Genomic DNA, 14977 nt, shown 5'->3' with positions numbered 1-14977 from the left:
ATCTTTGTCCATGGACCGGGTCGCCGCCAGGGGTGAGGGTGGTGGGCATGAGCGAGTTCGCGGTGGGGGACACCGATTTCCTGGTGGACGGGCGGCCGGTGCGGCTGCTGTCGGGGGCGCTGCACTACTTCCGGGTGCACGAGGGGCGGTGGGGGCACCGGCTGGCGATGCTGCGGGCGATGGGCCTCAACTGTGTGGAGACGTACGTCCCGTGGAATCTGCACGAGCCGCGTCCCGGGGAGTTCCGGGACGCGGATGCCCTGGGCAGGTTCCTGGACGCGGCGCGTGCGGCCGGGCTGTGGGCGATCGTGCGGCCGGGCCCGTACATCTGCGCCGAGTGGGAGAACGGCGGGCTGCCGCACTGGCTGACGGGTGCGCCGGGCGTGCGGATACGCACCCGGGACGAGGGGTTCCTTGGACCGGTGGAGCGGTGGTTCTCCCGGCTGTTGCCGCAGGTCGTGAACCGGCAGTTCGACCGCGGGGGCCCGGTGGTCATGGTGCAGGTGGAGAACGAGTACGGCAGCTACGGCTCGGACCGGGTGTATCTTCGCCGTCTCGCCGAGGTGCTGCGCGCGGAGGGCGTGCGCGTGCCGCTGTTCACGTCGGACGGCCCCGAGGACCACATGCTCACGGGCGGCTCCCTGGACGGCGAGGGCGTGCTGGCGACGGTGAACTTCGGTTCGCAGGCACGCCGGGCCTTCGAGACGTTGCGCCGCCGTCAGCCCTCGGGGCCGCTGATGTGCATGGAGTTCTGGTGCGGCTGGTTCGACCACTGGGGCGGCGCGCATGCCGTACGCGATCCGGCGGACGCGGCGGACGCGCTGCGGGAGATCCTGGAGTGCGGGGCCTCGGTGAACCTGTACATGGCGCACGGCGGTACGAGTTTCGCCGGGTGGGCTGGCGCCAACCGGGGCGGCACGCTGCACGACGGGGTTCTGGAGCCTGACGTGACGTCGTACGACTACGACGCGCCGATCGATGAAGTCGGCCGCCCCACGGAGAAGTTCTGGCATTTCCGCTCGCTCCTGGCCGCCCACGCGGACGGCCCGCTGCCCGAACTGCCTCCCGCATGCCCTTCGTTGGGCTCCCCCGCCGTCGTGGACCTGACGGGCTGGGCGCCCCTGTCCGCGGTGCTGGACGCGCTCGGCGGACCGGAGACGGAGAGCCCCGTACCGCTCACGTTCGAGGAACTGGACGTCGACCGGGGGCTCGTGCGCTACACCGTCGACGTGCCGGGGCCGCGCCGCCCGTATCCGCTGACCGTGCGCGGGCTGCGCGATCTGGCGGTCGTGTACGTCGACGGGGTACGGGCCGGAGTGGTCACCGAGCAGGAGCCGGAGCTCAAGGAGCCGGTCGCAGGACCCGCGCGCGTGGAGCTGTGGGTGGAGTCCCTGGGGCGCGTCAACTACGGGCCGCGGACCGGGGAGTCGAAGGGCGTCACAGGGGGTGTGCTGCACGAGCGGCAGTTTCTGCACGGGGTGCGGGCGCGGGCGCTGCGTCTGGACGCGTTCGACGCGGGGGTGGAGTCGGTGCCGTTCGAGTCGGTGCCGTTCGAGTCGGTGCCGTTCGGGACACCGCCCGCGCCGTCCGCCCCCGGTCTCTACCGCGGCACGGTCACGGTGTCCGCCCCCGGCGACGCCCGCCTCGAACTCCCCGGCTGGACCCGCGGATTCGCCTGGCTGAACGGCTTCAACCTGGGCCGCTACTGGTCCACGGGCCCCCAGTCGTCCCTGTACGTCCCGGGCCCGGCCCTGCGGAAGGGCACCAACGAGATATGGCTACTGGAACTGGAAACCGCCGCACCCCCACCAACCCTGACCCCCACGAACTAACAGCCTGTCGGCTGCCTTCTCCCAGGGGCGCGGGGAACGGCGCAGTCGCTCGCCCTGAAGGGGCGCGGGGAAAACGCACGGACAGACCCCGCCCTGAAGGGGCGCGGGGAACCGCGCGCCCAGCCACAACGCGCTCGCGGCCAAAAAGAACGGACGCCCCCGGCACAACCACCGAGAACGCCCACCCCCAGAACCACTACAGCGAAGAAGCCGCCCGAGCTATCGCCGAGGCGAACGTGGACACCTCGGTGTACACACCGGGCACCATCGGCCGCGCACACCCGTCACCCCAGCTGACGATCCCGACCTGGATCCACTTGTCGCTGTCGTCCTTGCGGAACATCGGCCCCCCGGAGTCCCCCTGACAGGTGTCGACCCCACCGCGAGGAACCCCCGCGCAGATCTCCTGCCCGGCGATCAGCCGCCCCCCGTAATGCCGCTTGCACTGCCGGTCGGCCACGAACGGCACCTTGGCCTTGAGCAGCTTCGTCGAGCCGGTGTTCGCGTTCTCCGCGGGGTCGCCCCATCCGGCGATCGTGAACGTCCCCCTGTTGTAGCGGGTGGTCGTCGCGATCTTCAGCGTGGGCAGGTCGATGGGCCGGGCGAGCTTGATGAGCGCCCAGTCCTTGCCGTTGCCGTCGTAGCCCGGCGCCTGGACGACCTTGGTGGACTTGACCTTGGTCCCACCGGCGGCGCCGAGATCGGCGATCCCGGCCGTCGCGGTGATGCGCGTCGTGTTCCCGGAGCCGTCCACGCAGTGCGCGGCGGTCAGGACGACGTCCTTCTTGTAGAGCGAACCCCCGCAGCCCATGGACAGGCTGACCATGAACGGGAACTCGCCCTGCCCCGCGGGCACGCCGCCGACTATCGGGGCGGGCGCGGCGTGCGCCGCCACGGGCTGGAGGCTGGCGGTCGCGAGGGCGACGGCACCGACGGCCGCGGCCCGCCGGAAGGCGGATCTCCGGAGGAGACCGAGCATGCTATTGGTCAACTTGTTCCCTTTCATGAGGAATTGAGCGCACAGAAGAGTGCACAGAAGTATGAAGATCATGCGGCATGGGAGGCAAGGGTGGATGTCACGTACACGTCGAGCAACCCAACCCGCGAGAATCCGCTCGCGTCCCCTTAGAGTGGAATGAGGTTCGGGGCCTCTTTGGGGGTACGGGCGTGGCGAACGGCGGTCCGGTCAAGCACGGCTACCCGCACCTGGAGACGGTGCGCGCGGCGGTCACCGCGCTGTACAAGCGGCTCTCGTACGACACCATCCACACGTTCGCCACCAGCGTGGTCCCCGCCGACGTGGCGTTCTGCGACACCGACGACCTGTATCTGGGCGCGCAGCGGGTGGCTCGCGAGCTGGTGCGCCACTTCCGGCTGCCGGACGCGCGCATGATCGTGAGCTTCCGCGAGATGGAGCACGCGGCGAGTGTCGAGCTGGCAGCGGGTCCGGAGTACTTCATCGAGCTGAACGACCGCTTCCGAACCCATCGGCGGGACATCGGCGCCGCGCTGGCCCACGAGGTGATGCACGTCTACCTGCACCGCCTCGACCTGGCCTTCCCCGGCACCCGCGACAACGAGATCCTCACGGACACGGCGACGACGTACCTCGGCGCGGGCTGGCTGCTGCTGGACGCGTACCGGGAGGACGCGTCGTCCTCGCAGAAGCTCGGCTATCTGACGCCGGAGGAGTTCGGATACGTGCTCGCCAAGCGTTCCCTGGTCTTCGGTGAGGATCCGGCCGTCTGGTTCACCAGTCCGCAGGCGTACACGGCGTACACGAAGGGCATGGAGCGGGCCCGGCAGGACGAGCGGCAGCCGCCGCTGACCGCGGCGGGGTGGGCGGGACGGCGCCGCTATGCGAAGGACCGGCGCCACGCCCAGGACCGCGTCGTGGCGGCCGTGCCGGCGGACGCGGGCGCGTCGTACGCCTTCACGCCGGACGGGAGCGGTCCGCTGCGGGTCTCGTTCCCCTGTCCGACCTGTCATCAGCGGATCCGGGTGCCTGTCAGGGGGCGGGTACGGGCGCGGTGCGGGCTTTGCCGCACTGTGCTGGAGTGCGACACGTAGCACCGGCGTGGGCGTGGCCGTTGCCGTGACCGGGGGCCTTGGCTGGGAGCCTTGGCCGGGGGCCGTGGGTGGGTGCGGGTGCTTCGTGGCCGGTCGAGCAATTCCCCGCGCCCCTGGGTGGGCGCGGGGAATCGTGGTGCGACAGGGATCGTGGTGCGACAGGGAAGGCCGCCGTCCGTCTGTCCCGAAGACGGACGGCGGCCTTCCGGCCTGCCTCCCCCGCATCCCCCGAGGCCGGTGCGCACGCACGGTCTGCCCGTCAGTCGTACATGCGCCAGTCGTACGTCAGCTGGTAGTGCCCGCCGTGCCCCCGGAAGTCGGCGACCGCGGGCGCCGTGACCGGGCGCCCCGCCCAGCGGCCGGTGAGCGCCGGGACGACCGCGCAGACGGTGACGGGCTTGAACACCTCGTCCCCGTACAGGCCCTTGAGCTCGTCGAAGAGCCGGCCCACCGCCGTTCCGACGGCCATCCCGATGAGAATCCCGGCGGGCCCGCCCGAGGGGCCTGTCCCGCCGCCGACGGCCGCCGCGAGATGCGCGGTGACCTTCTTCCTGACGAGTTCGAGCAGGGTGTCGACGTACTCCGCGAGGCCGCCCCCGTCCGCCTCGGCGAGCACCAGCGTGACGAAGTACGACTTGGGACACCCGGCGCCCTCGTCGAGGCCGAACCAGTGGAAGCGCCGGGGCGGGTCGTACTCCTTGACGTCGCCGTCCTCGAAGCGCCGCACCTTGAACGGGCCGGTCTGCGGGCAGTCGCCGCTCTCGTCCACGCCGGTCCCGGCGAGGTGGATCTCGTCGGAACCCCACTCGAAGGTCTGGTCCAGGCACTTCACCCGGCGAATACGCAGTTCCAGCCGGTGCAGGGCGGTCGGTACGGCCGTCGGGCGCTGCGGGGCCGACTCCTCGGGGAGGAGGGAAGCCGGGGGCCTGCGCAGCTCGCCGGCCGGGAACCTCAGCCGTTCGGGAAAGCCCAGACGTTTGACCTGGGTGTCCACCGAGGCGGGTGAGCGCAGGTCGACACGGGCGAGGTCGCCGAGCCGCCTGCTGCGTACGGGGCCGGTCCGCAGGTCGGCGAGGACCGCGGTCGCCGCCTTCTTCCTCCTGTCGTCGGTGAGGGTGTCGAAGCGCCGCGCGAGCAGGTGCTCGGCGGCGGCCCGGGCAGCGGGTACTTGGCGGGTTCCCCGTGATGGGCGGCCACTTTGTCGGCCGCGAGCACCAGCTCCCGTACGACGCGTTCGGCGACGGCCCGCACCCTGGCGTGCGGAACGTCGGTGACCACGCGATGAGTGTTCTCCGGCATTGCTGTCCGTCCCCCGTCGCCTACCGCTCCCCCACGGCTGTCACCACGTTCCCGCTGGTTCCGTGATACCGCCGGCTTCGCGTTCCCGCTGGTTCCGTGAAGGTGCGACCGACGCTACGGACAAGGGGGCGCGGGCGCCCCGGGGTGCGCCCCGGGGGAATCCCTAGGTCCTGCCCGGCCTGTGGATTCGTCCGGCCCAGGTGCCGGATTCCTCGGCGGTCAGGAGTGCCGCGAGGCGTGTGCGGGAGTCCACGCCCAGCTTGGGGAAGATCCGGCCGAGGTGGTACTCGACGGTCTTGACGCTGATGACGAGTTCCCGCGCCACCTGCCGGTTGGTGAGCCCGGCGGCGACCAGCCGGGCGACGGCCAGTTCCTGCGGGGTGAGCAGGGCCGCACCCCGGGTCCGTGGCCGCCGCTCGCCGGACGCGAGCCCGCAGGCCGCCAACTCCCGCTCGCAGCGCTCCAGATCGGGCGGCGCGTCGAGCCGTACGAGGAGGTCGCGGGCGGTGCTCAGCCGTTCGCCCGCTTTGGTGCGGCGCCCGGTGCGGCGCAGGAAACCGCCGTACGCGAGGTGCAGCAGCGCGCGGTCGAGGGGCGCCTCGACGTGCCCGGCGTGCTTGAGCCCGGCGCGGAAGGCACGCTCCGCGGCCACCGTGTCGCCGCGCGCCGCCTCCAGGGTTCCGCGGGCCCTGGCGGCGGCGAGCAGCGCTCCGTGGTGGCCGCGCCGGGTGGCGAGGACCTCGTACGGGGCGAGGGCCTGCGCGGCGCGTTTCTCGTCGCCCAGGGCTGCCCATGCCTCGGCCAGCAGATCGGCCCAGGGGACGGTGCCGGGCTCCTCCAGGTCGCCGCGCGGGGCGAGCGCGAGCAGTGGTTCCAGGGCGGTGACGACGTCCTCGGGCCGTCCCTGCGCGCGGGCGAGGTGGGCCTCGGCGAGGGCGGCCCACAGGCTGGGGTTCAGATGGCCGCCGCCCGCGTAGACGCGGGCCACGCGCGCGTGCGCCTGTGCCTTGCCGAACGCGCCGCGCACCGCGTGCACCTGGGCGGCGAGCATCCGGCAGTACAGGGCGATGTGCGGCTGGTCGGTGTCGGCGGCCAGGGAGAGGGCGAGGTCGGTGTGGACGATCGCGTCGTCCCAGCGGCCCGCGCGGTACTCGGCCGAGGCGAGCGCGGTCGCGGTGAGCACCCGGAAGGAGGCCGCGCGCCCGTGGCAGGCGCCGAACACTCCGGTCAGGTCCCGTACGGCGCCGGTGAGGTCGCCGGTCCACTCGCGCAGGGTGCCCCGGCCGAGGAGTTCCTCCAGCTGCGCGGGGCCGGCGAGGGCCGGGTCGGGCAGCGGTCCGAGCCCTGCGAGTGTCTCCGGGGCCCGGCCGCTCATGGCGAGGCCGTTGAGACGCAGCACCCGGATCATGTCGGTGGCGGTGTCGTCGGGCGCCAGGCGCAGTGCGAGGTCCGCCCACTCGGCCATCTCGGCGCCGTGCGACATGCTGCCGTGCAGCGCGGCGAACTGGCCCGCGATCCGGGCGCCGAAGACGGGGTCCGCCGCGGGGGCGCAGCGGTGCCAGGCGTCGGTCAGGAGTGCCTCGGCCCGTTCCACGTCGAACAGGCTCAGCCGGCCGAGCAGATAGCTGCGCCAGCCGCCGGGCGTGAACCCCGCGATCCGCCGGGCGGCCTCGCCCATGTCCGGCACGTCCCCGGCGAGCAGCGCGCATTCGACGGACTCCAGGGTGTACTGCTCGTACGGTCCCGGGTCCGCGCCGAGCCGTGCGGCGGCGGCCAGTTGGCCCGCGGCGTTCGCCCAGGCTCCTTCGGCGGCGAAGCGGCGGCCCAGCGTGGCGAGTTCGGCGGCGAGTTCCGGGTCGGGGCCGGTCGCCGCGAGGGCCCGGTGCCGCAGCCGCTGCGCCTCGTCGCGGACGGTGCGGGCGGCGCGCAGGTGCAGGGCGGCGCGGCGGGACGGGCCGAGCTGGTGGTAGACGGCGGCGTGCACGAGGGGGTGCGGGAAGCGAACCACGGGGTCGCCGGGTGCCTCGGTCAACAGGCCGGCGTGGACGGCCTCTTCGAGTGCCGTGAGGAGGTCGGCGCCGTCGCGCTCCTCGTCCAGGAGGTCCTCGCCCGCGACCTCCCAGGCGTCGGCCTGCGCGCAGTGTGCGCCCAGGACGGCTGCCGCGCAGACCAGGGCGTCGGCGGCCGGTGAGCAGGCGGCGAGCTTGGTCAGGACGAGTGCCGTGAACGACTTGGGCGCGGGCGGCGTCACGTCGGGCTCGCCGAGCGCCGCCGACAGGCCCGCGCCCTCCTGCTCCAGCAGTGCCTTGACGTGCAGGGGGTTTCCGCCGGTGTGCGTGTGCAGCCGCGTGGCGGCTCGTGCGGTGAGTCCCGGCGCGCCCGCCCCGGCGCCGAGTTCCGTCAGTTCGGCGGGGCCGAGTCCGTCGAGGCGTACGCGCACGGTGTCGTCGGACGTGAACAGCCTCCGCAGTCCGTCGGGCAGCCGCGTGTCCTGCGCCTCCCGCACGACGACGAGGACGATCACCCGGTCGGCCCGCAACCGGCGCACGGCGAAGGCGAGGGCCTGGAGGGAGGGGTGATCGGCCCATTGGGCGTCGTCGAGGACGAGGGCGACGACGGGGGCGTCGGAGGCGGGCGCCGGTCGGGCGGAGGCGGGTGGCGGTTCGGCCGGGACGCCGGGCCCCTCCGCCCCAGCCGCCGCTCCTTGCGTCTCGTCCAGTGCCTCCAGCAGTTCCGCTCCGGCGGCGTGCGCGTCCGGCCACCGACCGGTGCCGCTGCCGCTGCCCGCACCGTCGCGACCGCCGCCCCGCCCCAGCAACTGTTCCAGCACGCCGAACGCCAGCTGCGACTCCGCCTCCTCCCCCGCCCCGTGCAGCACGCGGCTGTCGTCGCGCAGGAAGCGGCGTACGAGGGCCGTCTTGCCGATGCCCGCGGGGCCCTCCACGAGTACGCGCTGGGGCTGTCCCGCGCGGGCGCGCTCGCGGGCCGCCGCGAGGAGCGCGAGGCTGTCCGATCGTCCGACGAACTCCACTGAGCCCCACCTCCGCCCGGTCCGCCCTGCTGGGCATCCTCGCGAGCGAAGGGGGCCGGGTCCAGCGTTCACCGCCCTTTCCCGTTCCTGCGGCCCTTCCCGCCCTTTCCGCTCCTCCCGCTCCTCCCACTCCTCCCTGTCCTTCTCGGTCCCGGGTGCCGTACGCCGATCGCACTACCGCGCGCCGTGGACCGCGGGCGGGGGCTGTGCCTGTGCGAGGAGTTCCAGTGCCGCGTCCCCGGCCTCGGAGGGGGTCCACCGGGCCCCTTTGTCGACACCGGGGCCGGGCCGCCAGCCGTCCATGACGGTGATCCGGCCGCCCTCGGTCTCGAAGACCCGGCCGGTGACCCCGGCACTCGCGGCGGAGCCGAGCCAGACGACGAGCGGGGACACGTTCTCGGGGGCCATCGCGTCGAAGCCGCTGTCCGGCGCCGCCATGGCCTGGGCGAAGGCCGCCTCTGTCATCCGGGTCCGCGCGGCCGGCGCGATGGCGTTGACCTGCACTCCGTAGCGCCCCATCTCGGCGGCGGCCACCAGGGTGAGCCCGACGATGCCCGCCTTGGCCGCGCTGTAGTTGCCCTGCCCGACGGACCCCGAAAGACCGGCTCCGGAACTGGTGTTGACGACCCGGGCCTGCGGTACGCGTCCCGCCTTCGCCTGTGCCCGCCAGTGCGCGGCGGCGTGCTTCAACGGCAGGAAGTGGCCCTTCAGGTGGACGCGCACGACGGCGTCCCAGTCGTCCTCGTCGAGGTTCACCAGCATGCGGTCGCGCAGGAAGCCGGCGTTGTTCACGAGGGTGTCGAGCCGTCCGAAGGTGTCCACCGCCGTACGTACGAGGGACGCGGCGCCCTCGGTCGTCGCGATGTCCCCGGCGTGTGCGACGGCCTCGCCGCCCGCCGCCGCGATCTCCTCGACGACCCGGCGGGCCGGGCTGTCGGCGCCGGGCGAACCGTCGAGCCCGACACCCAGGTCGTTGACGACGACCCGCGCCCCCTCGGCCGCGAAGGCGAGCGCGTGGGCCCGTCCGAGCCCACGCCCGGCACCCGTGACGACCACCACCCGCCCGTCACAGATGCCGCCGCCTGTACGTGTCTCCGCGCCGATGCCGATGCCGGTGCCGGTGCCGGTGCCTGAGGTCATGTCACTCCTCCTTGTTGACGGTCGCCGCGTCCAGGAAGGCGGGCCGTTCGCCGCCGCCGTGGACGAGGAGGCCGGCTCCGGTGATGTACGCGGCGGCGTCCGACGCGAGGAAGACGGCCGCCCTGCCGACGTCCGTGGGCACGGCGAGCCGTCCCAGCGGGACGGTGCGGGAGACGGCCTCGATGCCTTCCTCGCCCCCGTAGTGGAGGTGGGACAGCTCGGTGCGGACCATCCCGACGACGAGCGTGTTGACCCGCACGTCCGGTGCCCATTCCACGGCCATCGAGCGGGCCAGGTTCTCCAGTCCGGCCTTGGCCGCCCCGTAGGCCGCCGTGCCGGGCGAGGGGCGGGTCCCGCTGACGCTGCCGATCATCACGATGGAACCCCGCGCGCGCTTCAGCAGGTCGTACGCCGCCAGGGAGGCCGTCAGGGGGGCGACGAGGTTGAGGTCGATCACGCGCGCGTGCCGCTCGGCGTCCGCCCCGGCGAGCAGCCGGTAGGGGGCGCCGCCCGCGTTGTTGACCAGGACGTCGAGCCGGGGCAGCCGCCCGAAGAAGGCACGGACGGCCGGCGGGTCGCGCAGGTCGAGGGGGACGAACTCGATGCCCTTGAGGCTCTTGGCGCCCTTGACGCCGTCGGGTGGTGCTTGCGGTGGTCTGCGTGCACAGACCACGACCTCGTCACCCTCCTCGGCGAACGCCTGAGCGATCCCGGCGCCGACGCCCCTGGTCCCGCCCGTGACCACCACGAGCCGCCGCCCCGGCGTCTTGCCCGACGGCATGTCCGACGGCATGTCCGACGGCTCCTCCGGCCGGTTGTCCACAGGGCCTCCCGCCCGTCGGTGTTCGCTGTTACCTTCAGATCAGATCGCACCTAACAAACGTTTGGTGGAAAGGTAGCTGATGTGTCCATGGGTGTCTCCACCTCGTCCCCGGAAAAAGGGATTTCCGTCGTCACGGTCGACTTCCCGCCCGTGAACGCACTGCCGGTGAGCGGCTGGTTCGAGCTGGCCGACACCGTGCGAGCGGCAGGGCGTGACGCCGGGAACCGCTGTGTGGTGCTGGCCGCCGAGGGGCGGGGGTTCAACGCGGGCGTGGACATCAAGGAGATACAGGCCGGGGGCGACAGCGCCCTGCTCGGCGCCAACCGCGGCTGCGCGGAGGCCTTCGCGGCCGTGTACGAGTGCGAGGTGCCGGTGGTGGCGGAGGTGCACGGCTTCTGCCTGGGCGGCGGGATAGGCCTGGTGGGCAACGCGGACGCGATCGTGGCGAGCGACGACGCCACCTTCGGCCTGCCCGAGCTGGACCGGGGCGCGCTGGGCGCGGCCACACATCTGTCCCGGCTGGTGCCCCAGCACCTGATGCGCGCGCTCTACTACACCTCGCGCACGGCGACCGCGGCGGAGCTGCACGGGCACGGCTCGGTGTGGCGGGTCGTGGCGCGCGAGCGGCTGCGCTCCGCGGCACTGGAGCTGGCCCGGGAGATAGCGGGCAAGGACGGCCGGCTGATCAGGCTCGCCAAGGCCGCGATCAACGGCATCGACCCCGTCGACGTCCGCCGCAGCTACCGCTTCGAGCAGGGCTTCACGTTCGAGGCGGGCCTCAGCGGCGCGGGCGAGCGCGTTCGGGACACCTTCGGAAAGGAGGACGGGTAGATGGGGACGGGCGACAAGACGATGACGGCCGACGAGGCCGTCTCCCGGCTGGAGAGCGGGATGACCCTGGGCATCGGAGGCTGGGGCTCCCGCCGCAAACCGATGGCTCTGGTACGGGCACTGCTCCGCTCGCCGGTCACCGATCTCACGGTCGTCTCGTACGGCGGCCCGGACGTCGGCATGCTGGCGGCGGCCGGGCGGATACGGAAACTGGTCGCCCCTTTCGCGACGCTCGACTCGATCCCGCTCGAACCGCACTTCCGGGCGGCCCGCGAGAGCGGCTCCCTCGAACTGATGGAGATCGACGAGGCGATGTTCATGTGGGGGCTGCGGGCGGCCGCCAACCGGCTTCCGTTCCTGCCGGTGCGGGCCGGCATCGGTTCGGACGTGATGCGGGTCAACCCCGGTCTGCGTACGGTGACCTCGCCGTACGAGGACGAGTCGACGGGCGTGTGCGAGACCTTCGTCGCCATGCCCGCCCTGCGGCTGGACGCGGCGCTGGTCCATGTGAACCGCGCCGACCGCGCGGGCAACGGCCAGTACCTGGGCCCCGACCCGTACTTCGACGACCTGTTCTGCGAGGCGGCCCGGACGGCGTACGTGTCCTGTGAGCGGATCGTCGACACGGCGGAGCTGACGAAGACGGCGCCTCCGCAGACCCTGCTGATCAAGCGGCTCCATGTGAGTGGCGTGGTGGAGGCGCCGAGTGGCGCGCACTTCACGTCCTGCGCGCCCGACCACGACCGGGACGAGGCCTTCCAGCGGCTCTACGCGTCCATGCCCTGGCCCGAGTTCGCCGGGAGGTTCCTCGCCGGCGACGAACAGGCCTACCGGACCGCCGTGGAGACGTGGCACGAGGAGCAGTCATGAGCGCGATGCCCGACACGTACCCGGACTCGTCCCTGAGTGGCGCGACCCGCGCGGAGTACTGCGTGATCGCCTGCGCCGAGGCGTGGCGGGGCGACGGTGAGGTGCTGGCCAGCCCGATGGGCCCGATCCCGTCGATCGGCGCCCGTCTGGCCCGGCTCACCTTCTCGCCCGATCTGCTGCTGACCGACGGCGAAGCGCTGCTGGTCGGTCCGGACGGGTCCACGGAGGGCTGGTTGCCGTACCGGCAGCATCTGGCCCTGGTGACCGGCGGGCGGCGGCACGTGATGATGGGCGCGAGCCAGATCGACCGTTTCGGCAACCAGAACATCTCCTGCGTGGGCGACTGGGAGCGGCCCACCCGGCAATTGCTCGGAGTGCGGGGCGGCCCTGTCAACACGGTGAACAACCCGGTCAGTTACTGGGTGCCCAGACACTCGACGCGGGTCTTCGTCGAGAAGGTCGACCTGATCGGCGGGGTGGGGTACGACAGCGCCGCGGCGGCCGGTCCCACGGCGACCCGTTTCCACCGCATCCCGCGGGTGGTCTCGAACCTCGGGGTGTTCGACTTCGCGACCGACGACCACTCGATGCGGCTCGCCTCGCTCCATCCGGGGGTGACGGTCGAGGAGGTCGTCGCGGCCACGGGCTTCGAACTGGCGATACCGGACGACGTCCCGTACACCCGTGAACCGTCGCCGTCGGAGCTGGAGTCGATCCGCGAGGTCCTGGACCCGCGAGGTCTGCGTCACCGGGAGGTCAAGGGCTGATGGAGACCGCGCTCACCCGGCTCGTCGGCGTCCGGCATCCGATCGTGCAGACCGGGATGGGCTGGGTGGCGGGCCCACGCCTGGTCTCCGCGACGGCGAACGCGGGCGCGCTGGGCATCCTGGCCTCCGCGACGATGACACCGGACCAGCTGCGGGCGGCCATTCGCGAGGTCGCCTCCCGTACGGAGGCGCCGTTCGGGGTGAACCTCCGGGCGGACGCGGGGGATGCCCGCGACCGGGTACGGATCATCGTGGAGGAGGGCGTGAAGGTCGCCTCCTTCGCCCTCGCCCCGTCCCGCGAGCTGATCGCCGAGCTCAAGGACGCGGGCGTGGTCGTCGTCCCCTCCATCGGGGCCCGCCGTCATGCCGAGAAGGTCGCGGCGTGGGGAGCGGACGCCGTGATCGTGCAGGGCGGTGAGGGCGGCGGCCACACCGGCGAGGTGGCGACCAGCGTGCTCCTCCCCCAGGTCGTGGACGCCGTCGGCATACCCGTCGTCGCGGCGGGCGGCTTCTTCGACGGCCGGGGCCTGGTCGCGGCCCTGGCGTACGGCGCGGCGGGCGTCGCCATGGGCACCCGGTTCCTGCTCACCTCGGACTCGACGGTGCCGGACGCGGTGAAGGCCCGGTATCTCGCGGCGACGGTGAAGGACGTCACGGTGACGACCGCCGTGGACGGCCTGCCGCACCGCATGCTCCGTACGGACCTGGTCGACTCCCTGGAGGGAGCGGGCCGTACGAGAACGCTGACCCGAGCGGTGCGCAGAGCCGCCGGCTTCAGAAGGCTCTCGGGGCTCAGCTGGCCCCAGCTGATCCGCGACGGCCTGGCGATGAAGCACGGCAAGGACCTGACCTGGAGCCAGGTCCTGCTGGCCGCCAACACCCCCATGCTCCTGCGCGCGTCCATGGTGGAAGGCCGCACGGACCTAGGGGTGATGGCTTCGGGCCAGGTGGCAGGCGTGATCGACGACTTGCCGTCGTGCGCGGACTTGGTGGACCGGATGATGACGCAGGCGCGAGACACACTGGGCGCACTCCCGGATCCCGGGCCACCGGGGGCGCCCCGTCAGGGGCGCGGGGAACTGCGCGACCAGCCCCCACCGGCCCGCAGCCGACCAGAGACCTAAAGCCGCTCGACGACGGTCACGTTCGCCTGTCCCCCGCCTTCGCACATGGTCTGCAGCCCGAACCGCCCCCCGCTCCGCTCCAGTTCATGCAGCAAGCTCGTCATCAGCCGCACCCCCGTGGCCCCCAGTGGATGCCCCAGCGCAATCGCACCCCCGTTGACATTGACCCGTTCGGGATCCGCCCCCGTCTCCTTCGACCAGGCGAGAACAACAGGCGCGAACGCCTCGTTGATCTCGACGAGGTCGATCTCCCCGATGGACATCCCGGCCTTCTTCAGGGCGTACGCGGTGGCCGGTATCGGCGCCGACAGCATCCGTATCGGATCCTCCCCCCGTACGGACAGGTGGTGCACGCGCGCCCGGGCAGTGAGCCCGTGCTCACGGACGGCCCGCTCCGAGGCGAGCAGCATCGCGGCGGCCCCGTCGGACACCTGCGAGGAGCAGGCGGCGGTGATGGTGCCGCCCTCGACCACCGGCTTCAGACCGGCCATCTTCTCCAGCGAGGTGTCCCGCCGCGGGCCCTCGTCGACCGTGACGTCCCCGAACGGCACGGTCTCCCGCTCGAAGCGTCCCTCGTCGATCGCGCGGAGCGCCCGCCGGTGGGACCGCAGGGCGAACTCCTCCTGGTCCCGCCGGCTGATCCCCCACTTCGCCGCGATCAGTTCGGCGCCGTGGAACTGGTTGACGGGCCGGTCCCCGTACCGCGCCCGCCACCCCTCGCTGCCCGCGAACGGCCCCTGGGTGAGCCCCAGCGGCTCGGCGGCCTGGCGGGAGGCGAAGGCGATGGGGATCTGGGTCATGTTCTGGACGCCGCCGGCGACCACGAGGTCCTGCGTGCCCGAGAGGACGCCCTGCGCGGCGAAGTGCACGGCCTGCTGCGAGGAGCCGCACTGCCGGTCGATCGTCACGCCCGGCACCTCCTCGGGCAGTCCGGCGGCCAGCCAGGACGTCCGGGCGATGTCACCGGCCTGCGGCCCCACGGCGTCCAGACAGCCGAAGACGACGTCCTCGACGGCGGCCGGATCGACTCCGGAGCGCGCGACGAGGGCCTTCAGCACATGCGCGCCCAGGTCGGCCGGATGGACCCCGCTCAGGCCGCCCTTGCGACGCCCCACGGGCGTACGGACCGCTTCGACGATGTAGGCCTCTGCCATGCCAACTCCCCTGGGTCAACTGCGATCGACTCCGAT

General features: G+C 72.7%; 12 protein-coding genes. 6 read left to right on the top strand and 6 right to left on the bottom strand.

Annotated features, from left to right (window positions below; translation table 11 throughout):
- Positions 1 to 47 precede the first annotated feature (47 nt).
- Positions 48 to 1832, top strand: coding sequence for a glycoside hydrolase family 35 protein (locus tag OHS59_RS32710; protein WP_328496951.1), 1785 nt, complete (start codon positions 48 to 50; stop codon positions 1830 to 1832).
- 196 nt (positions 1833 to 2028) lie between these two features.
- Here the strand turns inward: OHS59_RS32710 and OHS59_RS32705 are convergent, their stop codons facing one another.
- Positions 2029 to 2811 carry a S1 family peptidase gene (locus tag OHS59_RS32705; protein WP_328496950.1) on the bottom strand — a complete coding sequence of 261 codons (783 nt, stop codon included), beginning with the start codon at positions 2809 to 2811 and terminating at the stop codon, positions 2029 to 2031.
- Between the two features lie 188 nt (positions 2812 to 2999).
- On the opposite strand from OHS59_RS32705, the gene OHS59_RS32700 reads away from it, so the two are divergent.
- Positions 3000 to 3902: a hypothetical protein gene (locus OHS59_RS32700; protein WP_328496949.1), complete on the top strand. Its 903-nt coding sequence runs from the start codon at positions 3000 to 3002 to the stop codon at positions 3900 to 3902.
- 259 nt (positions 3903 to 4161) lie between these two features.
- Here OHS59_RS32700 and OHS59_RS32695 read toward each other — a convergent pair whose 3' ends face one another.
- The 4 genes from OHS59_RS32695 to OHS59_RS32680 all read right to left on the bottom strand — a co-directional run bounded on the left by OHS59_RS32695 (position 4162) and on the right by OHS59_RS32680 (position 10165).
- Entirely contained in the window at positions 4162 to 4896 is a 735-nt protein-coding gene (locus OHS59_RS32695; protein WP_328496948.1) for a hypothetical protein, read from the bottom strand.
- A gap of 468 nt (positions 4897 to 5364) precedes the next feature.
- Positions 5365 to 8232 carry an AAA family ATPase gene (locus OHS59_RS32690; RefSeq protein ID WP_328496947.1) on the bottom strand — a complete coding sequence of 956 codons (2868 nt, stop codon included), beginning with the start codon at positions 8230 to 8232 and terminating at the stop codon, positions 5365 to 5367.
- A 174-nt stretch (positions 8233 to 8406) separates the two neighbouring features.
- Complete coding sequence (locus OHS59_RS32685; protein ID WP_328496946.1) at positions 8407 to 9372, bottom strand: SDR family oxidoreductase; 966 nt, start codon at positions 9370 to 9372, stop codon at positions 8407 to 8409.
- A 1-nt stretch (position 9373) separates the two neighbouring features.
- Entirely contained in the window at positions 9374 to 10165 is a 792-nt protein-coding gene (locus OHS59_RS32680) for an SDR family oxidoreductase (protein WP_328496945.1), read from the bottom strand.
- 117 nt (positions 10166 to 10282) lie between these two features.
- Between OHS59_RS32680 and OHS59_RS32675 the strand changes: the two genes are divergently transcribed.
- Genes OHS59_RS32675 through OHS59_RS32660 form a run of 4 tightly spaced genes read left to right on the top strand, consistent with a single transcriptional unit; the run spans position 10283 to position 13787 of the window.
- Positions 10283 to 11026 carry an enoyl-CoA hydratase family protein gene (locus OHS59_RS32675; protein WP_328496944.1) on the top strand — a complete coding sequence of 248 codons (744 nt, stop codon included), beginning with the start codon at positions 10283 to 10285 and terminating at the stop codon, positions 11024 to 11026.
- On the top strand, positions 11027 to 11896 hold the full coding sequence (locus OHS59_RS32670) for a CoA transferase subunit A (RefSeq protein WP_328496943.1): 870 nt from the start codon (positions 11027 to 11029) through the stop codon (positions 11894 to 11896).
- Positions 11893 to 12663, top strand: a complete 771-nt coding sequence (locus OHS59_RS32665) for a CoA-transferase subunit beta (RefSeq protein ID WP_328496942.1) — start codon at positions 11893 to 11895, stop codon at positions 12661 to 12663. The genes OHS59_RS32670 and OHS59_RS32665 overlap by 4 nt, the downstream gene beginning before the upstream one ends.
- Complete coding sequence (locus OHS59_RS32660; RefSeq protein ID WP_328496941.1) at positions 12663 to 13787, top strand: NAD(P)H-dependent flavin oxidoreductase; 1125 nt, start codon at positions 12663 to 12665, stop codon at positions 13785 to 13787. Before OHS59_RS32665 ends, OHS59_RS32660 begins: the two co-directional genes overlap by 1 nt.
- Here OHS59_RS32660 and OHS59_RS32655 read toward each other — a convergent pair.
- The gene (locus OHS59_RS32655; RefSeq protein ID WP_328496940.1) at positions 13784 to 14941 is read right to left on the bottom strand and encodes an acetyl-CoA C-acetyltransferase; all 1158 of its coding nucleotides are present in this window, start codon (positions 14939 to 14941) and stop codon (positions 13784 to 13786) included. The genes OHS59_RS32660 and OHS59_RS32655 overlap by 4 nt on opposite strands.
- Positions 14942 to 14977 lie beyond the last annotated feature (36 nt).

Origin of the sequence: Streptomyces sp. NBC_00414, assembly GCF_036038375.1 — a bacterium.
In the GTDB taxonomy this organism is placed as follows: Bacteria; Actinomycetota; Actinomycetes; order Streptomycetales; family Streptomycetaceae; genus Streptomyces.
The sequence above is the reverse complement of the archived record's forward strand: the minus strand, read 5'-3'. Positions and strand labels throughout refer to the sequence as shown.